This is a genomic window from Shewanella metallivivens (assembly GCF_028750675.1).
In the GTDB taxonomy this organism is placed as follows: Bacteria; Pseudomonadota; Gammaproteobacteria; order Enterobacterales; family Shewanellaceae; genus Shewanella; species Shewanella metallivivens.
The window spans coordinates 132,421-151,702 of the sequence record NZ_JAQQPZ010000004.1 but is presented as its reverse complement, the minus strand read 5'-3'; the positions used below and the strand labels follow the sequence as shown (position 1 = coordinate 151,702).

General features: G+C 43.0%; 13 protein-coding genes. 7 read left to right on the top strand and 6 right to left on the bottom strand.

Annotation, left to right across the window (positions count from 1 at the left end):
• Window positions 1-517: 517 nt before the first annotated feature.
• The 3 genes from PQR79_RS07635 (at window position 518) to PQR79_RS07625 (ending at window position 5,522) form a co-directional block, all read left to right on the top strand.
• A complete protein-coding gene (locus PQR79_RS07635) occupies window positions 518-2,347 on the top strand; it encodes an ATP-dependent nuclease (protein ID WP_238106724.1) in 1,830 nt (609 codons plus the stop codon).
• Between the two features lie 808 nt (window positions 2,348-3,155).
• Window positions 3,156-3,542 (top strand): DUF3592 domain-containing protein, encoded by a 387-nt coding sequence (locus PQR79_RS07630; protein ID WP_238106725.1) that lies wholly within the window; start codon window positions 3,156-3,158, stop codon window positions 3,540-3,542.
• A gap of 315 nt (window positions 3,543-3,857) precedes the next feature.
• Complete coding sequence (locus PQR79_RS07625) at window positions 3,858-5,522, top strand: AMP-binding protein (RefSeq protein WP_238106726.1); 1,665 nt, start codon at window positions 3,858-3,860, stop codon at window positions 5,520-5,522.
• A 164-nt stretch (window positions 5,523-5,686) separates the two neighbouring features.
• On the opposite strand, the gene PQR79_RS07620 is transcribed toward PQR79_RS07625, so the two are convergent.
• Both PQR79_RS07620 and PQR79_RS07615 read right to left on the bottom strand, forming a co-directional pair.
• Complete coding sequence (locus tag PQR79_RS07620; RefSeq protein ID WP_238106727.1) at window positions 5,687-7,552, bottom strand: SLC13 family permease; 1,866 nt, start codon at window positions 7,550-7,552, stop codon at window positions 5,687-5,689.
• A gap of 626 nt (window positions 7,553-8,178) precedes the next feature.
• Window positions 8,179-9,078 (bottom strand): LysR substrate-binding domain-containing protein, encoded by a 900-nt coding sequence (locus tag PQR79_RS07615; protein WP_238106728.1) that lies wholly within the window; start codon window positions 9,076-9,078, stop codon window positions 8,179-8,181.
• A gap of 135 nt (window positions 9,079-9,213) precedes the next feature.
• Between PQR79_RS07615 and PQR79_RS07610 the strand changes: the two genes are divergently transcribed.
• A complete protein-coding gene (locus PQR79_RS07610; RefSeq protein WP_238106729.1) occupies window positions 9,214-10,176 on the top strand; it encodes a TDT family transporter in 963 nt (320 codons plus the stop codon).
• Window positions 10,177-10,186: 10 nt separating this feature from the next.
• Window positions 10,187-10,654 carry a Cys-tRNA(Pro) deacylase gene (gene ybaK, locus PQR79_RS07605; RefSeq protein ID WP_238106730.1) on the top strand — a complete coding sequence of 156 codons (468 nt, stop codon included), beginning with the start codon at window positions 10,187-10,189 and terminating at the stop codon, window positions 10,652-10,654.
• Window positions 10,655-10,738: 84 nt separating this feature from the next.
• On the opposite strand, the gene PQR79_RS07600 is transcribed toward ybaK, so the two are convergent.
• Both PQR79_RS07600 and PQR79_RS07595 read right to left on the bottom strand, forming a co-directional pair.
• Window positions 10,739-11,407, bottom strand: a complete 669-nt coding sequence (locus PQR79_RS07600) for a DUF2057 domain-containing protein (protein WP_238106731.1) — start codon at window positions 11,405-11,407, stop codon at window positions 10,739-10,741.
• Window positions 11,408-11,456: 49 nt separating this feature from the next.
• On the bottom strand, window positions 11,457-12,305 hold the full coding sequence (locus PQR79_RS07595; protein WP_238106732.1) for a pseudouridine synthase family protein: 849 nt from the start codon (window positions 12,303-12,305) through the stop codon (window positions 11,457-11,459).
• Window positions 12,306-12,491: 186 nt separating this feature from the next.
• On the opposite strand from PQR79_RS07595, the gene lgt reads away from it, so the two are divergent.
• Window positions 12,492-13,268 (top strand): prolipoprotein diacylglyceryl transferase, encoded by a 777-nt coding sequence (lgt, locus tag PQR79_RS07590; protein WP_238106733.1) that lies wholly within the window; start codon window positions 12,492-12,494, stop codon window positions 13,266-13,268.
• A gap of 67 nt (window positions 13,269-13,335) precedes the next feature.
• Here the strand turns inward: lgt and PQR79_RS07585 are convergent, their stop codons facing one another.
• Window positions 13,336-14,178, bottom strand: a complete 843-nt coding sequence (locus PQR79_RS07585; protein WP_238106734.1) for a sulfotransferase domain-containing protein — start codon at window positions 14,176-14,178, stop codon at window positions 13,336-13,338.
• A gap of 229 nt (window positions 14,179-14,407) precedes the next feature.
• Here PQR79_RS07585 and PQR79_RS07580 point away from each other — a divergent pair, with 229 nt between their 5' ends.
• Window positions 14,408-14,629 carry a hypothetical protein gene (locus PQR79_RS07580; protein ID WP_238106735.1) on the top strand — a complete coding sequence of 74 codons (222 nt, stop codon included), beginning with the start codon at window positions 14,408-14,410 and terminating at the stop codon, window positions 14,627-14,629.
• Window positions 14,630-14,739: 110 nt separating this feature from the next.
• Here PQR79_RS07580 and fdhF read toward each other — a convergent pair whose 3' ends face one another.
• The gene (gene fdhF / locus PQR79_RS07575) at window positions 14,740-18,960 is read right to left on the bottom strand and encodes a formate dehydrogenase subunit alpha (protein WP_238106736.1); all 4,221 of its coding nucleotides are present in this window, start codon (window positions 18,958-18,960) and stop codon (window positions 14,740-14,742) included.
• Window positions 18,961-19,282: the final 322 nt, after the last annotated feature.

Below are 19,282 nucleotides of genomic sequence, written 5' to 3'. Positions count from 1 at the left end.
CGGCAATGCTTTTGAGCCGGGATCCAGATGTTAGCTTTTATTGTTTTGTACTTATGGCCTGCGGCCACTAACGCTGTGGCGCTTCGCCTATTGCAAAGCATATAACTGTAAGGTTTATTTGGCTTCAACATGGTATTCACTTACCGACACGCGCTAGTACATCCATGTAGCTCGACCGACCCGTCCATGGGTCGGACGGTCGGCTCGCAAACCACCATGATGAAGCTGTTAATGTTTGTTTTATCTACAGGTGTTAAAGACTCTGTTTAGTGAGATGTATGCGCTGCTCAGAATAAATTGAAATTAAAGTTTTTTATTTTTGTCGAATATTGAGTCCACTTTTAACGCGCAAGCACGCTTTTATTTGTCAGTGGAGTTAAATAAAACTGCTTTACATCAAGAAGATAGTAAATGTAGGATGATATTAATCAATAACTTAAAAGGGCGACTTTAAATTTACTTTGCCCTTCAATAAGCTGTTAAGGGGCTTTCGCCTCAATCGAATAAGGATGTTTACATGAGACTTCATGAGCTGAAAATAAACAACTTCAGAAAATTAAAAGATTGCTGCATTAAATTCAGAGACACTACTTTTTTAATTGGGCCAAACAATGCAGGCAAGTCAAGTGTCTTTGCCGCTCTTCAGTATTTGCATAAAACCTCTAATTTAGATCGAGAGGATTTTTCTAAGGAATACAGTGATGCTGAGGAAAGCTATATTTACGAGAATGAAGTAGAGATTGTTGCAGAATACCAAAATGTACCTGTGGAGGCCCATGGTTGGTTAGGATTCAAAGGCCGAGTAATACCATCACAAGAACAGCTTGATGGTGAAAGTGGAAATTCCATTATCTATAAAAAAGTTTGGTCGTTGAATCAATCAAATCCAAAGATTTATATGAAGGAATATCCACGGCTAAGGAGCGATCGTTATTCACAGTGTACTAAAGTATCCGATCTGGCTGGGGAGGATTATTCAGAGGTGTTTCTTAAAGAACACTTTGGTGAAGCGAATTTTGAAAAGAGTTTAACGGCCGTTGCAATAAAATCAAAATTCAATGATTTACCTGCTTGCTGGGATGTTCAGTTGGATCAAGAGCCGAATTGGGTGGAGAATCCCGGTGGGATACCGGGAAATGTACTGTCAAAATTACCGAGGATCGTGGTTATACCGGCAGAATCCTGTATTTCTGAGTTAACAAGTTCAGGCGGTGCATTATTGACATTGCTTGGGGATCTTTTTGAGCAAGTCCGGAGCAATTCACAAAACTATTCACAAGCCCAGAAATTTCTTAATAATCTCGCAGCAGAGCTTGACCCAAACGATGATCAAACAGATTTTGGTAGGCTGATCAATGAACTGAATGGAATGGTCGATAATCTATTCCCAGAGTCAGCGGTGCATGTTAATGCGAGACTTGATGTTCCAGAAAAATCAATAAAACCTCAGTTCAGTGTCGAAATGGAGAGCAATGTTAAAACTGCTGTGAATTATCAAGGGCATGGAATGATCCGAGCTACAGCTTTCCAGCTGCTACGGTATGTTCAAAATTTTATTAATAGAAATTCGGGTTCGCCTCGAGCAACGATATTCTGTTTCGAGGAGCCAGAAATATACCTTCATCCGGCAGCGGCAAATCAAATGAGAGATTCACTGTATGATTTAGCAGGACCGAATTGCCAAATTATCGCTACAACACATTCCCCTTATATGGTAAATCTTGGGTCAGATAAGAGCGTTTCCCTAACCAAGTTCACTATTACTGAGGCAAATTTTTCTACGTCAAACTCATTTAATCTCGAAAATGCATTTATAACTCTTCAAGACGATGAAAAACAAAACTTGAAAATGTTATTGAAGGTAGATGATTATATTTCGAGGATGTTCTTTACTAAAAAGAGCATCTTTGTTGAAGGTGACACAGAGGAAGTAGTTGTTAGGGAGACTATCAAAAGGTTGTCAGTTGAAGATAAAGCGAAGGTTATAGGAAACTGTGAATTCCTTCGTGCAAGAGGTAAAGCAGTGTTGATTTCTATTGCTAAGTATCTGAATGCTCTAAATGTAAATTATATTCTTATGCATGATCGTGATGCGGGTACTGAACGAGCTGAAGCCATGAATGCACCAATACTTGAGCAGACCGGCGAAGATCGTAGGGTAATGATTGAAGAGCGCATTGAAGATTTACTCGGGTATGATGCTCCAAGTGCTGAAAAACCTTATAAGGCTTACCAACACATCCAGAATAATTGGCCTGATAACTTCAATGATTTACCTGGAGATTGGAAGTCAACTTTTATTCAATTATGCAGCCCATATTTAGATCACCTTAGAGAGGCCCCTTAACACATATGAGCCTTCCGCCAGTCAATAGGCGAGCCTAACTTATTTGACTGCTTTTGCAGTCAAATACCTTTAGTATCCAAGATGGTCAATCAACAAATTCATCTACTTCGTCTGTCATTTAGCTGTCAAATCATCGTGCTTTTAGTCACAACAGCATGCAAACACATATAGAGGCTCTCTTAGTGCGATTTCTTTAAAAATAAAGAGTGCTGCCTGACTCTTTTCATTCCTTTGAAATATCAGTTCAAAACTTGTCACTTAAACGTACTTCCGTCCAAAACGAGTTGGTTTTAGCATTTAAAATGCTAGCTTCAACTCTGAACATGAGGACGCTGAAGGTATAAGCACAAAGCAAAACAAACACCTGGATCTCGGCTCAAAAGCATTGCCAGGACGAGGTGAAGGGGGTTAACTCATTTAGTCTAAAAACGAGTAAGTCTTAACTTTCAATATGTTAAAAAATAGGTGGCTTAGTTTTATTTAGCAAAAGGTTAAATACACTACTTACGTCGTCTCGGCATGACTTTGAGCCGGGACTCGTTTTTATGGCCTGCGGCCACTAACGCTGTGGCGCTTCGCCTATTGCAAAGTATATGACTGTAAGGGTTTATTTGGCTTAAACATGGCCATATATGGCTTATTTTTTTCTTTAAATAATAATCTAAACACCACTAAATAATTGAAGCAAAACATAAACTCAGATATTGTTTATTCATTAATTAAAATAAATTTTAAAACGAGTCACTCTAGGAACATTATGTTTTATGACTGAATCGGTTTACTTTTTAATGATGTCAAGGAAGGAAAAATGAACATTATTCCATTGTTGGGAGGGATTGTTTTCAGCGCATTAGGTATATACATATGCTACGACTATCGACGTTTTAATAAGAAAGCTCTTAAAATAAAAGGTAGGGTACTGGGTTATGAAGAGTACATTTCCAAAGATAGTAATAATATTAAAAGAAAGGTGTATCGTCCTCATTTCGAGTTAACAGTAAATGGTACCACTTATGAAGTTAAGTCTAAGACATCATTTCACTCTAAAATTATACCTGTAGGCCATCATGCTGATGTTTTATATCAAGAAGGTGATGAAGAAAATGCTCGACTAGCAAAAGGGAATGGAGAGGGATTAGGTATTTTATTTTTAGGTCTCTCTTTACCAGCGTATTATTTTGGCTTATTTCACTAATTTATTTAAGTTATTGTATTAGGCGAAAGAAACATAAAAATTTACATGGCCAGCCACGATAAGTAGGACATAACCACCAAGCCTCTGGAATGTTCAAATAATGGGTGACATGGTTTTAGTTTTTTCATTGTTAAGAAAGAAAGCGTGAAGTGGGTAAATGAAAAAGCAGAGACGAGTCACATTCTGAAGTATTCGCTACGGCTACCCCCCAAGTACAGTCGTTAATCCATTGAATTAAAGCTATTATTTTTATACTAATCAGGTAAATTAATTTACAATAGTGATGTTTAAACAACAACATCAGTGATGATTATAATGGCAAATGATAAACCGTGGTTAGCACAATACCCTGAGGATGTTCCCACAACAATAGACTCAAGTATGTATAACAATATCAATGATTTGTTTAAAGAGTCTTTTAGTGTACATGCTAAAAAAGCTGCATATATTAATATGGGACATAGTTTGTCCTACCAAGATCTTGAAAGTAAAAGTAACGCTTTTGCTGCTTATCTACAATCTGAACTAAAAATGAAAAAAGGCGAACGAATCGCCTTGATGATGCCTAATTTATTGCAATATCCCATCACTATTTTAGGTGCATTAAAAGCAGGACTCATTATTGTCAATGTTAATCCGCTTTATACCCCTCGAGAGTTAAAACATCAATTACGAGACTCAGGGGCCAGTGCTATTGTTGCTGTAACAAATTTTGGTAATAACCTTCAGCAAATACTGGATGAGACTCACATTAAGCATGTTATTTTAACCAAAATCGGCGATGAGTTAGCGATTCATAAACGTACATTGGTTAACTTTCTTATTAAACATGTCAAAAAAATAGTGCCTAAATATCATATTCCCGACGCGATTTCATTGCGGAGAGCGTTAACCGATGGTAAGAAACTTCCCTTTATTGATCCTCAAATAACAGCAGATGATTTAGCGTATCTCCAATATACAGGTGGAACGACGGGGCTTGCGAAAGGGGCAATGCTTACTCATAACAATATTATTGCTAATGTTCTGCAGGTTCATGCTCATTTTAGCCCAAGAACTTTATACGATAAGGAATATGCTGTAACCCCACTTCCGCTTTATCATATTTTTGCCAACTCAGTGAGTATGATGTTTATGCTTTTTCTCGGGGCAACGAATTTACTCATTACTAATCCAAGAGATATCGATGGTTTTGTTTCCGATTTAAGTAAATATCCCTTCACAATGGTTTTTGGTTTAAATACCCTTTTTAATGGTTTAAACAGTCATGCTGGTTTTCAAAAATTAGATTTTAGCCACGCTCGTTTTACTATTGCAGGTGGAATGCCAACGCAGAAACATATTGCAGATCGTTGGCAAGAGCTCACTGGAATGCCTGTCATAGAAGGTTATGGCTTAACGGAATGTTCCCCTGTGGTCGCTGCCGGTACTCATCAACAACAATCATTCATTTCTTCAATTGGTGTCCCTTTACCCAGCACTGAACTCCGTATTGTTAATGATAAAAATGAACCTTTAGGTCCCAATCAAATAGGTGAAATCCAAATTAGAGGGCCCCAAGTGATGAAAGGCTATTGGCAACAAGAAGCCGAAACTAATACGGTAATGCATGCAGGAGGTTGGTTAAGCTCTGGCGATATAGGAAGAATGGATGACGATGGCATTTTTTATATTGAAGACCGTAAAAAAGATATGATTCTCGTGTCGGGGTTTAATGTTTTCCCAACTGAAATTGAAGCCGTTGCAACACTTCACCCTCACATCATCGAAGCTGCGGCGATTGGTGTTCCTGATGACGCCACGGGAGAAAAAGTGAAATTATTCATTGTACGCAAAGGCAATGTGACCGTTGATGAAATAAAAAAGCATTGTAGAAAATATCTTACTGGTTATAAAAATCCAAGAATAATCGAATTTAGAGATGAATTGCCAAAATCAAATGTTGGCAAGATCTTACGTCGAGAATTGCGAGATTCGTAGGATCTATTAATGACTTCTAAGTATTACCAACATATTTGGCCCGTGCTGGGGGAGACCTTGCGATGTTAGTCAGGTGTGGGTGAAGCGCCACGACGATAGTGGCCGCAGGCCATACCATAGTTGAAACAAACGCGGGGCACAAATTCGTTATACGTGGTAATCACTTACAGCGGCCATACCCAAAGCAGCATGGGAAGACTGATGGCGATCACTAACAATTCTAGCGGTATGCCTAGCTTCCAGTAATCACCAAAACCAAAGCCTCCAGGCCCCAGAATCAAGGTGTTGTTTTGGTGACCTATGGGAGTGAGAAAGGCACAAGATGCCCCGATCGCGACAGCCATCAGGAAGGGGTCGGTGTTGACATCAAGCGCTGCCGCGGTCGCAATGGCTATGGGACACATCACGGCCGCTGTCGCGGTGTTGTTCATTAAGTCTGAGAGGAACATGCTGGCGACCAGAATGAGCGTCAACCCAAATACAGCATTGCCTTGAGCCATGTTGTCGAGTAAGAATCTTGCCATTAGGTCGGCTGTACCGCTGGACTCCATTGCGCCAGCAACGGGGATCAGAGCGCCGAGAAGTACAATCACTGGCCAGTCGATAGCATTGTACACAGAGCGTGGCGGTACGGTTCGCAATACCATAGAAGCGAGTACGCCAAGCGAAAATGATATTGCCGCCGGAAGTAAACCAAAGGCTGCAGCACCTACGGATAAAATCATGATGATACCTGCTTCCCAAGCTTTACGTTTACTTGGTATGCGCAGTTCCCGTTTGGCTAAGGGGACACAGTTGTTATCACTTGCAAATTCAGAGATGGCTTCGGGGGGGCCCTGCATCAGTAGTAAGTCACCTGAACGGAAAGGCCGTGAACGTAATCGTGACAATGAAGGCTTACCATAGCGTGATACTGCTAACAGGTTCATGCCGTAGCGCGAACGTAACATGATATCGGTGGCCGAACGTCCAAGTAAAGGAGACCCGGGTAACACAGCAAGTTCCATAAGCACAATATGGTCAGAGGATTTGGTTTGATCTTGTTCTTTACTCTTGTCTACCGATCCATCAGCGTCATCCTTTGGGGCATTTTCTCGGTTTTCTACTGCGTCATTAGTCTTGTCCAGTTCGGCCTCTTCTTGCTCAATTGCCTCCTCAAGCGCTAAGCCTAATGTAGAGAGTACAACCGCCAGCGATTTAGCTTCAGCCTCGATAACGAGAATGTCGCCGGCACGAACCTTACGCCAAACACTGGGTGCCATCATGCGGACATCATTGTGAACCATACCGATGATTTGGGCATCTATTTCATCGATCATTTTATCAATATCGCGCAGGCTTATGCCGGTAACTTTACTGCTTTCGAGTACGCGGGCTTCGGTTATATAAGCCTCTGATTCGAAGCCTTTTACCCCAGACTGTTTACGTGCTGGTACCAGTCGCCAGCCTATCAGAGTGATAAAGCCGACACCGGCTGCGGCAACTGCGAGCCCGACTGGCAAAAAGTCGAACATGGCGAAGCCTGTACCAGTCTGGTCGCGAAAACTTGACACGATCAGGTTTGGAGGTGTGCCTATCATCGTGGTCATGCCGCCAAGAATAGTGCTAAACGCCAGCGGCATTAAAAGTTGCCCAGGCGTCAGGTTAAGACGACCAGCGAGTTGCACGGCAACAGGCATCAGCAACGCCATTGCACCAACGTTGTTCATAAAACCGGAAAGCACCGCACCAAGTGCACAAAGCGTTGACATACTAAGTAACACGCCGGCACGAGCTGGCAGTACGGCACGCGATAGCGCGTCAACAGCCCCTGAGGTTTGAAGACCTCGACTGAGCACAAGAACACAAGCCACAGTGACTACGGCTGGGTGACTAAAACCAACAAAAGCGTCACTTGATGGCACTAGCCCGGTGAGAACACACGCCGCCAGAGAGCAGATAGCCACCATGTCATGGCGCCAACGCCCCCATAGGAACAGGCCTACAGTGGCGAACAAAATCAGCAGAATCAATAATTGGTCGTTTGTCATGAACACGGCTTAAATTTAGTTGGTTGCAACACTGCGCAACCATTTTGCTGTGCTCGAGTGGTAAGGCAACACCTACTGAGTGGTTTCAATGCTCTGTCTCCTTAGTGGTTACAATCACATTAATTATAATCTATTTAACCAAATTAGCTGGAAGCCATAGATAATAAGTTAATGGATACCAAGGTTATTTTGTCAATTAACTATTATAACTATGGTTTAAGCTATAGTGGAATCACAAGCTTTGGTGGGGCTAGTTGGTCTTAGTTTTCAAATGCTCAAATTCGACTCATAATTTGAGGTCGTTGAAGGCTTTTTACAAAAGAATACGTGAGCTGGCTATGGCCTTTCACGCACATCTGACCGATTAGGATATGGGAAATGTCACACTGATGTAGGGAACATCATTGACCATGCCATCACGATATTTTTGGTCGTAGTTTATAAGTGCAATGCATAAAGAAACACCTGGATCCCGGCTCAACAGCATTGCCGGGACGACGAGAAGGGAGTTAACAAGTCTTGGCCTAAAACGAGTTGGTTTTAGTTTTAGTTTTAGTCTTAGTTTTCAAATGCTCAAATTCGACTCAGCCATAAATCATAGAGCGAGACCCCAGCAAACAACCGCTTTATGTATTATCCCATTGATGGCAAAACGCGATAAAGCTTTTCAACAATGGGCTGTGGTATTTGTCTTTGTGCACCACTAGCCAAAAGGGGCGTTGCATATTGAGGGTATGATTGTGAGGTAATTGCAGTTGAGTGACTCGGCCATCATTAATGGCGTACTGCGCGGCTAAGGTCGATAAGCACCCTAAACCTAATCCTGCCGCGACACTGTTGATGAGCGCTTCAGTGGTATTGAGTTCAAACACCTCATGCCATGCCTCAATGTGCGGTGAAACCGTGCGTAAAAAAAACTCCCTTGAGCCTGAGCCTGCCTCACGCAGTACCCATTCACTGTGTTCTAACTCGTTAAATCTACAGGGTGTTTGCTGGCTTATGGACAAATGAGGCGCCGCAATAATACACATTTGGTCGTGACTAAACTGATGGGCAACTAATTCTGGGTGATGACTTTTACCTTCAATTAAACCGATGTCTAACTCGTAGTCGAGCAGCTTTTGACAAATTAATCGTGAGTTAGAAATCACCACGCTTTGCGAAAAATGCTGTGATTGTTGCCTAAATTGGCTTAGCAATCCCGGGACAACATGGTTACCGATGGTATCACTGGCGCCTATTTTCAACTGACCTGAAAAAGCGTGGTCTGCATCAAACAATTGGCTGATGTTATTTGCTCTACTAAGCAGCTCATCAGCAAGTGGTAACAGCTTGTGACCTTCTTGATTGAGAATTAATCGGTTATTAACCCGGTCAAATAGCGGATGGCCTAGCTGCTTTTCTAATTCAGCTAGCGCCATACTCACTGCCGCCTTAGACAAAAACAAAGCCTCGGCTGCGGCCGTTAAGGTGTTGTGCTGTGTAATGCTGCTAAACACGTTAAGTTGTTTGAGTGAGATATTCATAATATTGAATTGGAAAAATAATAGTGGATTAGCTGTTTGGTTTTTCTGAACGTATGTTTTATATAATTGGATATATGTAAACAAAGTGCAAGCGTAATATAACGGTATGTCGCGGACTGGGCCGTTGAGGTTGTTATGGTAAACAGAGTAAAACGAAAAATAGTGGGTGTTCCTACACCTATGGCGGGGCTAGCGTTAGGTATTGCCAGTTTAGGTTGGAGCTGGGAGAACGCTGTTGATTTACAGCATTATGGTCAATGGACCAGTGCTGCGATTGCCAGTGTGTTATTGCTGATCTTAGCCAGTAAGTTTGTATTGCATCATGATCTACTGCGCCAGGATGTCGCCCATCCGGTGGTGGGCAGTGTGGTGCCGACTTTTGCCATGGCATTAATGGTGGTATCTAACTCGCTGGGTTATGCCTCAGCCATGGCCGGCGATTTACTGTGGTGCTTTGCGGTTATACTGCACATCAGTTTTTTAGTCGGGTTTATTTATCATCGCAGCCAGCACTTTAGCTTACCTCAAATGGTGCCGAGCTGGTTTATTCCGCCGATTGGTATTGTGGTTGCCGATGTGTCTTTTTCTGGTAATGCGCATTTATTGTGGATAGCCGATAGCGCGTTGATTTTTGGTATGCTGAGCTATGCAGTGATGTTACCTATGATGATTTATCGACTTATTTTTACTGAGCAAATCCCCGATGCCGCTAAACCGACATTAGCTGTTTTAGCCGCGCCAGCAAGTTTATCGTTAGCAGGCTACTTAACCATTAGCTCACAGCCGTCGCCAGTGATTATTGGTTTGTTATTTGGTATTGGTGTGTTGATGACCAGTATTATTTATTTGTCATTTTTTAAACTGATGCGTTTACCGTTTAGTCCTGGTTATGCTGCATTTACCTTTCCAATGGTGATAGGGGCTACGGCATTATTTAAAGTGGCAGCTTGGATGCAAAGCATGGATGTTGGCGCAGAATATATTGCCCAGGTGCGAGGTTTAGCTGAGTTTGAACTCGTTGTTGCGACTGTGGTTGTCAGTTATGTTTGTGTGCGTTATTTGCATTTTTATCAGCCCAGAAAATTAGTTTCAGCATAAGTGAGGCGTCATGACCCCAGCAATTGATATGGCAAAAAAGCACAAGATTGATTTTAAGGTGCACGAGTATCAACATGATGCCAGTAACGAGTCCTATGGCCTAGAAGCGGCGCAAAAATTAGCCTTACCAGCCGAGCAAGTCTTTAAAACCTTGGTGGTGAGCCTTGATAATCAAAAATTAGCTGTGGCAGTTGTACCTGTGTCAGCAATGTTGAGTATGAAATTAACGGCCAAAGCGTCGGGTGCTAAAAAAGCTCAAATGGCTGAGGCGGTCGCCGTTGAGCGGTCTAGCGGTTATGTGCTTGGCGGCGTCAGTCCGTTAGGGCAAAAAAGACGCTTAGCGACAGTGATTGATGCTTCGGCGCAACTGTTTGAAACAATCTATGTGAGTGCGGGTAAACGAGGTCTCGATATTTCGCTTAAGCCTGATGATTTACAGCGCTTACTCAATGCGACATTTGCCGACATTTGCGCCTAATAAAAAAGCGATATACACCTGCGGATATATCGCTTTGTTCGTTTACACCTTCAATAAAAGCTCATTAACTTCAACTCTGGTTAATTATTGATTTATTCTGGCCTTAAATTCAGCTTGCGTTTGTGGACTTGCTTTTTGGTACCAGTAATCGAGCATGGTAGACACTTCAGCTTGGTTGGGTTGTTCTGTATTGTCGGTGATTACCGTGGCTGGCACTGTGGCTGCTGTTGAGGTGGAGACAGTTGAAGTGATTGGCGTGGTCGTCTCTTTGGCTGCACTCCAGCTAGCAGGGTTGGCTGCGTTATTGTATTTTGCGATTTCTTGCTCAAAGTCACGGCCAAGCTGTAAGCCTTTTTTCATTAGTTTGTCTTGGGTAAACTCAACTGCATTACCTGCCTGATCAGTTAATGTCAGTGCTGGTGAGTCATTAAACCGCGCTGCGCTGCTTTGAGAACGGATGCTGGGTAGGGCTAATTGATAGTCCTGGTCGCTCGCGGCAAAACGCAAAATAATCACATCAGAGCTAAAGCTATGTTGACTGCCTTGATCTCTAAAGCGGGCATGATAGCGAAAGGCGATTTGTTGTAACCCTTGTGGAGTAGTGATGTCTAAGGCAACGTGTTGCTGCTCAGTCGCGACACCATTCACTAATACTGTATTGGCATTGTTAGGTAGCTGTAAGCTGGCAGCAAAACTGCTTTGGCACAGAATTAATGCGCTTAAGCTGAGTGCGAAACGGATGAATAAACGCATATGTGTATCCTATTGTAGAAACCAGTTAATGTAGTGTTCAGCTGTGCTATTACGGCTGTTCATCTACAAATTGGGGGCGGTATTGTTCAGGTAGTTCAAAGACCTTGAGTTTGCCGGATAACGGGCAAACAAACGTAAAATAACACGAGGTTAATTTAAGATCGGGCGCAGTGTTATCGGCATCGCCATGTAATCGGTCACCCACCACCGGATGCCCTAAGCTAGCCATATGAATACGAATTTGATGCTTTCGCCCCGTGTCGATTTTGACCTGTACTTTAGATTGATTGAGCCCTGAATGATAGGTGATTAATGTTGCATGAGACAGTGCCGGTTTATTATCGACAGGGGTGTCAATTTGTACCGTTTCACTGGAAAACTTGCCGTGAACAATCACTTGATAGTGTTTTTCTAATGCGCGAGTTTCAAATAGTTTAGCGATAGCGGCAGTGGCTTTTTTACTGTGACCTAGGATTAATAATCCAGTGGCAGCACGGTCAAGACGATGAATTATAAATGCATTGCGCTGTGGCTGCATGTTTAATTCAGCAAAACGATTAATGGTGGTGTGGTCGCTCCACTTTGACCCTTGGCAGCGCATGCCGTAAGGCTTGTACCATACACTGTAGTCAGTTTCATCAAACAACAACTCTGCAGGTGCTACTTGCTCATCTAAAATGTATTGATTGAAGTAAAGATGAAGTTTATCGCCGGGTTGTAAGGGCTTTTTAGCCCGCCTAATTCGATTGGTTTGTTTGCCGTGAGTATGCCAAACCGCGCCTTTTTGCATGGCATCTTTTAATACTTGCTTACCTAAACCACTTGCTTGTGCCAGCAGATTAATTGCATCAGTACTGTGCTCAAGCACATCAATATGGTATTCGGTTTTATCGGTCATTAATTGGGTTAACTCTAACAATCAGGAGATTTAGCATCGATTACACTAAATGTTACCTTATTTACAACCTCATTGTTAATTTACCTCACTTAGATTAATGAAACTTTCTCTTCAGTTACGTATCATCTGTCGTAAAGTTGTTTTAGCATAATGCGATAAAACAACATTGCAATTGGAGTAGGCAATTTGGAACACATCGTCTGGGATTTTGACCCTATATTAGTTTCGTTTATGGGCTTAACTGTACATTGGTATGGTGCACTTTTTGCGTTAGCGATTGCCACTGGTTTTCAGGTGATGAAACGGATTTACACAAAAGAGGGGCTTGATGTTGAGTCGTTAGATAATCTTTTGGTGTATTGCGTTGTGGGCATTATTGTTGGTGCTCGTTTAGCCCATTGTGTTTTCTATGACCCTGGGTATTATTTTGCTAATCCACTTAAAATTCTGGCCATTTGGGAAGGTGGTTTAGCCAGCCATGGTGGTGGTTTAGGTGCCATATTGGCCTTGTATTACTACCAACGTAAAGTGAAGTTGCCGTTTTTGTTTTTGCTTGATCGTCTAGCCATTGCAACCGCAATATTTGGCTTTTTTGTGCGCATGGCTAACTTTGCTAACTCTGAAATTTTAGGTGAGCCAACCACTCAGCCTTGGGGCATTATTTTTAAACGGATTGATATGTTGCCGCGTCACCCGGCGCAGCTGTATGAGTCACTCGCGTATTTATTGATTTTTATTGGCCTTTACGCCATTTACAAATACACCAATATGAAGCAAAAACACGGTGCTATTTTTGGGGTGTTTTTAGTCTCAGTATTCAGTGCGCGCATTGCGATAGAAAGCGTTAAAGTCAGCCAGGCGGCTTACCATGAGTCGATGTTAAGTGCTGGCCAATGGTTAAGTTTGCCATTTTTATTGACGGGCGTGGTGTTGTTAGTGATGGCTTATCGCAAGCAACGCTAACTGATGAACATCGTTAATAAAAACGTCCTAGTGCAGCTGCACTAGGACGTTTTTTTATGTTAGCTGGTTACATCCCAGCAGGTAAATACTTAAAGCGCTTCATTTGTTCGTAATGGGTATCAACAATGCGTTTTACTTGTTCTGGAGTGAGCAGTGATTGCCATTGATGCTTACCGCCTTTCCTAAAGAAGGCATTGGCATTTTCATGTTTTTCTACAAATCCACGTTTGGCTTCTTGGGCTTTTAATTGTGCAAATGATGAATGCTTAATGGCATTTTTGAGCCTTGCAGGATCTTTCTTTAAACCTAAAAATGACTCAACTTTGCGGAAGGCTTTTTTAGGATCATCTAACATGTCTTCATAGCGCAAAATGAGCTTTGACGTATCATCGCTTGTCCAGCTCGATACGTGCATCGACCACGAGGTAATAATTTGTGGAACATGTGGCGCTTCGTTTGGGGTACCGGTCATTTCTTCTGCCATGTAGGCAATGGCTTCATCTATGGTGTAATCAAAGTAATTGGCCATCGAAATCACCACATCAAGTGGATTACGCACAACATAAATTGCCCCGGAGGTAACAGAAGAGTTATGTAATGGTTGGCCGTTGTACTCGCCTAAATAATTGTGAGTTTTTACGAATGTGGTGCCTTGTGCTTGATGGGCGATATCGGCTTGCACTTGAGGGCGTAAAACACTGATTTCTTCTAAGGTAAGCTCTGTGGTTGCGGCTTTATCTTTAGGTAAATAAGCTTGATAACGATGCGCTGCAGATTCGGCAGTAGAAATGGTGTGCATCGTATTAATATCGATAGGCTGATCTTGATTTTGAATGTAGTTCTCTAAAAAAGCGCGTACCCAAGTGTTACCCGATTTAGGGTAAGAGGCCACCCAAAGTATGTTTCCCATTCGTAATCCTTTGTTGTTATTTTTACATCTTTCAATGTGGTTAAAACTACCGATAATTCAGCAAAATGGCAAGTTTAGCGCGGAAGCTGCGTGGGTTAATGTTGCAAATAACATCGCTTATTTAGCGAATAATAATACTTCACTTTACTGTGAGTAATATATTGTATTAAATATGTTTAAATGATGAACGTTATGGTGTTACATCGAACTGTTAATTTGGAGAGGGTAAATGGATTTTAATGCAACTTTGGTTGGGCAATTGATTATTGTTTTTGCGCTAGTTATGGGCTGTATTTGTTATTACTTAGGTCGTCGTAAAACACAATCGCCGGTTTTAGCCGGTGTGATTGGTGCAGGGTTATCGATAGTGCCTATTTTAGGTTTGGTTTTCCTTGTTGTGCTTGTGCTTAAAAAAGATATCGAGATTACGCCAGCAGTGGTTAATGGATAGTCGTTAATCGTTTTAGTTAGATAACTGTATCGTGATAAAAATGCCTCGTCCTAATTAGGACGAGGCATTTTGGTTTTAGCGGCAGCTGTGACTACGACTTCTCATTTAAACTATGCCACTGTCAGTGTGTGTTGTGACTTTTCTGCTTTAACTGAACACACCTTAAACTCAGGGATTTTTGCAATGGGATCTAATGCATTAATCGTCAGTTTGTTAGCGGCAGATTCGGCAAAGTGGAAGGGTAAAAATAATACCCCAACCTGTGCCCGCTTAGTGACAAAAGCCGCGATGTCGATGGTGCCTCGGCGCGTACTGAGGGTTAACATATCACCATTTTTAACACCGAGTTGCTCGGCGTCATATACCGAAATCATCACTCTTGGCGCCCCTTTAATATCAAGTTCTGGGGTTTTACGGGTCATGGTGCCGGTATGAAATTGCTCCAATAAACGACCAGTAGACAAGATTAGTGGGTAATCGCTGTCGGGCATTTCTGCCGGGAAAAGATAACGGACTGGTATCATGCGTCCTTTACCGCGTAAAAAGGTTTCGCTATGTAAAACCGGTGTGCCGGGGTGATGTTCATCAAAACATGGCCACTGTAAACCATCTACTTTATGCTCGAGACGTTGCCAATTTAAGCCTTGATACTGCGGGGTAACCTGGTTGATTTCTTGCCAAATATCCTTGGCGCTTTGATATTGCCAATTGGCATCGAGTTTATTAGCAATCATTTGGATGATTTGCCAGTCGAGCATTGCCTCACCCGGTGGGGTTAATGCAACTCGAAGTTGTTGTACTCGGCGTTCAGTGTTGGTGAAGTGGCCTTGTTTTTCTGCAAAGGCGCTGGCAGGCAGTACCACATGCGCCATTTGAGCGGTTTCGGTTAAGAAGATATCTTGCACTACCATAAAGTTAATTTTTTTAAGTGCGGCAATGACATGGGCCTGATCTGGGTCGCTCAGCACAGGATTTTCGCCCAATATATATAAAGCATCGATTTTATTTTTGACAATGGCATGCATGATTTCTGTTGCTGCATAACCGGGTGTCGAAGGCAATGAGCTGTTACCCCATGCATGGGCAAATTTGGCGTTATTGGCTGGGTTATTGATTTTTTGATAACCCGGATAAAAATCGGGTAGCGCGCCCATATCACACGCGCCTTGCACATTACTTTGGCCGCGTAATGGGTTTAATCCGCCGCCGACCACGCCGATATTGCCACACAATAATTGTAAATTAGAGGTCGATACTACGTTGTCATAGCCGGTGGTATGTTGGGTGATTCCCATTGCATAGTACATGGCCGTTTTGGTTGCGGTACCAATCATTTTTGCCATTGCGGCAATGTCTTCAGCGCTGACACCGGTAAGTAATGACGCATTTTTTAGGTTGTACTCTGATTTGAGTACTTCTTGCTTAAGTAACTCGTAATATTCAACCCGATTATCAATGTAATCTTGGTCTTGCCAATTATTGAGAATAATCTGCTGCATGATGGCATTGAGCAGCATAACGTCTGTGCCGGGTTTATGGGAGACATAGAGGGTGGCGCTGTCTGCTATGGTGGTTTTTTTAGGGTCTGCCACAATTAAGCGCGCACCATGCTGGCTGACAGCACGTTTAATGTGAGAAGCAATAATAGGGTGAGCACTGGTGGTATCTGAGCCGATAATAAAAATAACATCAGACTCTTTTATGCTAGGAATATCATTGGTCATTGCCCCACCACCAATGGTATCGAATAAGCCTGCAACCGATGATGAATGACACAATCTTGCGCAGTGGTCGATGCTGTTAGTGCCCATAATGCTACGGGTAAACTTTTGCATTAAATAGTTTTCTTCGTTGGTGCATTTCGCTGAAGATAATGCGGCAAATTTACTTGGCCCAGCAGCCTCTTTAATCGGCTTAAGTTGCTCGGCAATGTAGTTTATGGCTTCGCTCCAGCTTGCTGGTTGTAACTGACCATTTTTACGGATTAATGGTGAGGTAAGACGCTTAGGGCTGTTTAAAAAATCAAAACCAGAGCGGCCTTTTACACACAACATACCTTCATTAACCAGTGAGTTGCTGTCGCCAGTGACGCGCATTACGCGGTTTTTGGTTTGATCAACATGTAACTCAACCCGACAACCGACACCACAATAAGTACATACCGTTGAGGTTTTGGTTAGTTTTCGGTGGGTGCCTTGGGTTTTATCTCTGGCATCGACTAATGCACCCGTTGGGCATACTTGCACACAGTTACCACACTGCACACAATCACTGTCATTCATTGATGCGCTAAAGCCTACGCGTGGCGCATTTCGGCTGTTGTCTGCTATTGCTGCATCGGGTAGTGCTTGGTAACTATTGGGCGCAAAGCTAATCACATTATGGCCACTTTGCTGGTGGCAAGCTTCAACACAGGCTCCGCAACTGATGCAGCGATTGGCATCAAAGGTAATAAATGGGGCGCTATTATCGACTTTAAATTTGCGGGCGTTGGGCTGTTCAATACTATTGCTATCGACTTTATATTCGGTGGCATAGTCACGTAATTTACAGTCTGTGTTCGCTTGGCAGGCACACTCTAGGCAGCGCAGCGCTTCTTGCATTGCTTTGTCTGGTTTAAAACCGAGTTCAACTTCAGCAAAGTTAACCGTGCGTGTGAGCTGGTTGAGTTCGGGCATTTTTAAGCGCGGATGTCTGGTGGTGTCAGGGTATAGTTCTGGGTATGAGTTTGCCGCTAACAAGGCGGTTTTTTTTGCTTTGCGTGAGTTAAATTGTTGTGGCTCTAAGTGGCAGGTTAAGCCTTCTTTAAGTAAACCTTCAATGGCTTCAGCGGCTTTGCGACCATCAGCAACCGCGGCTACAGCTGTGCCAGGGCCGGTGCGTGAATCACCAATAACAAACAGTTTTTCAACCCCTGCTGACATGGTTTGCTCACACCCCAAGAAAGTGTGCCAGCGGCTAAGTGCAAGGTGACCTGTGTCTATTTGATTTTCGGGCTGTTCTAAAAAGTCGACATCGACCTGTTGAGACACGGCTGGGATCACGGTATCGAAAGCTTCTTCAAAGGTTTCGCCAGTGGCTTTAGGCGAACGTCGACCAGAAGAATCTGGCTCGCCCAATGCCATTTTGGCAAAGGTGACAGAACAGACACGCCCTTGGTTGTCGCTGTGGTTTTCAATTGGGTTTGTCAGAAAATGAAACTTAACCCCTTCGACTTCGGCCTCGTGAATTTCGTAGGGTTCGGCGGGCATGTCTTCGCGACTACGGCGATAGATTAAGGTGACATCGGCGCCATCTCTTAGTGCAGTGCGAGCACAATCTATTGCGGTATTTCCTCCACCAATGACCGCGACTTTTTTACCTGTGATTAATTTTTTGTCGGTGCAATAATCGCGTAAATAATCGACACCTAAATAGCAGCCTTGTAAGTCGCTACCTGGGTAGTTCATTGGTACGGCTTTTTGCGCACCAATGGCAAGACAAACCGCATCATAGTTAGCCACTAACTCGGTTAAATTAGTATCACGGCCCAGTGCACAACCCGTTTTAATCTTAAGTCCGTTACGGGTGAGTAGCTCAATTTCTTTATCTAAAATTGCTTTAGGTAAGCGATACTCTGGTATGCCATAACGTAACCAGCCACCGGCTTTTTCAGCCGACTCCATAATGGTGACATCGTGGCCGTTATTTGACAGATAATAGCCTGCGGTAAGACCTGCTGGCCCGCTACCAATAATGGCGATGCGTTTGTTAGTTGATGGGGCTTTTGGTGGCACGTAAGACTCGAGATCATTTAAGTCTAAATCAGCAGCATGACGCTTTAGTTGCCTAATGGCCACGGGCTCATCTACGAGCCCTCGGCGACACTCTGCTTCACAAAATGCGGGGCAGACACGGCCAATCGATAAGGGTAACGGTAAGGTTTGCTTAATGACTTTAACCGCTTCGTGATGGTCGCCTTTACCTATATGGTAAAGATAAGATTGCACATCAACACCTGCAGGGCAGGCGGTTTGGCATGGCGCCTCACAGTCGGCAAAGTGATCACTTAAGATGTCGTTGAGTGCTTGCTGGCGCACTTTACTTAAATAGCTTGATTGGGTAATCACATCTAAGCCTGTTTCTAATGCGGTTTCACATGCACGAGCACAGCGCAAACTACCGTCATGATTTTTGATTTGCACTTGGCACAAGTTACAGGGCTGCTTGGCTTGATTGTGAGAAAAGTCACACAAGCTAGGGATGTTAATACCGGCATCGGTGGCGGCTTTAAGCAAGCTATCTGCCTGGGGCAGTGATAGGGGTACGCCGTCTATGGTGATGTCAATCATTACATGGCCTTTTAATTCTGCATTGAATGGGGAGCGTATAACTGGACGTCATTCAGGTATCACAACAAAAAGCGGAGTTTGTTTAGCGTGGATTATGCTGCTCTGCAGATTGCGTTTGATTACCTTGGTGTTGTTTCTGCACCCACTGTTGATAAATTCAGTTTAATTGGCTAGGGAATGTTCAGACGTGATTTAGATCATTTTTGTGGTAATTAAAAAGCATGTTTGAATTTATTTCATATTTAACATTGCGTTATGAATATGAAAATAGCGATGGTAAGACCTGTTAAGTCGCACTTTTTCGCCATTGTTTATGATTATG

Coding starts and splice junctions, on each gene's coding strand:
- PQR79_RS07635 (WP_238106724.1), top strand. CDS start 518: ATGAGACTTCATGAGCTGAAAATAAACAACTTCAGAAAATTAAAAGAT.
- PQR79_RS07630 (WP_238106725.1), top strand. CDS start 3,156: ATGAACATTATTCCATTGTTGGGAGGGATTGTTTTCAGCGCATTAGGT.
- PQR79_RS07625 (WP_238106726.1), top strand. CDS start 3,858: ATGGCAAATGATAAACCGTGGTTAGCACAATACCCTGAGGATGTTCCC.
- PQR79_RS07620 (WP_238106727.1), bottom strand. CDS start 7,552: ATGACAAACGACCAATTATTGATTCTGCTGATTTTGTTCGCCACTGTA.
- PQR79_RS07615 (WP_238106728.1), bottom strand. CDS start 9,078: ATGAATATCTCACTCAAACAACTTAACGTGTTTAGCAGCATTACACAG.
- PQR79_RS07610 (WP_238106729.1), top strand. CDS start 9,214: ATGGTAAACAGAGTAAAACGAAAAATAGTGGGTGTTCCTACACCTATG.
- ybaK (WP_238106730.1), top strand. CDS start 10,187: ATGACCCCAGCAATTGATATGGCAAAAAAGCACAAGATTGATTTTAAG.
- PQR79_RS07600 (WP_238106731.1), bottom strand. CDS start 11,407: ATGCGTTTATTCATCCGTTTCGCACTCAGCTTAAGCGCATTAATTCTG.
- PQR79_RS07595 (WP_238106732.1), bottom strand. CDS start 12,305: ATGACCGATAAAACCGAATACCATATTGATGTGCTTGAGCACAGTACT.
- PQR79_RS07585 (WP_238106734.1), bottom strand. CDS start 14,178: ATGGGAAACATACTTTGGGTGGCCTCTTACCCTAAATCGGGTAACACT.
- PQR79_RS07580 (WP_238106735.1), top strand. CDS start 14,408: ATGGATTTTAATGCAACTTTGGTTGGGCAATTGATTATTGTTTTTGCG.
- fdhF (WP_238106736.1), bottom strand. CDS start 18,960: ATGATTGACATCACCATAGACGGCGTACCCCTATCACTGCCCCAGGCA.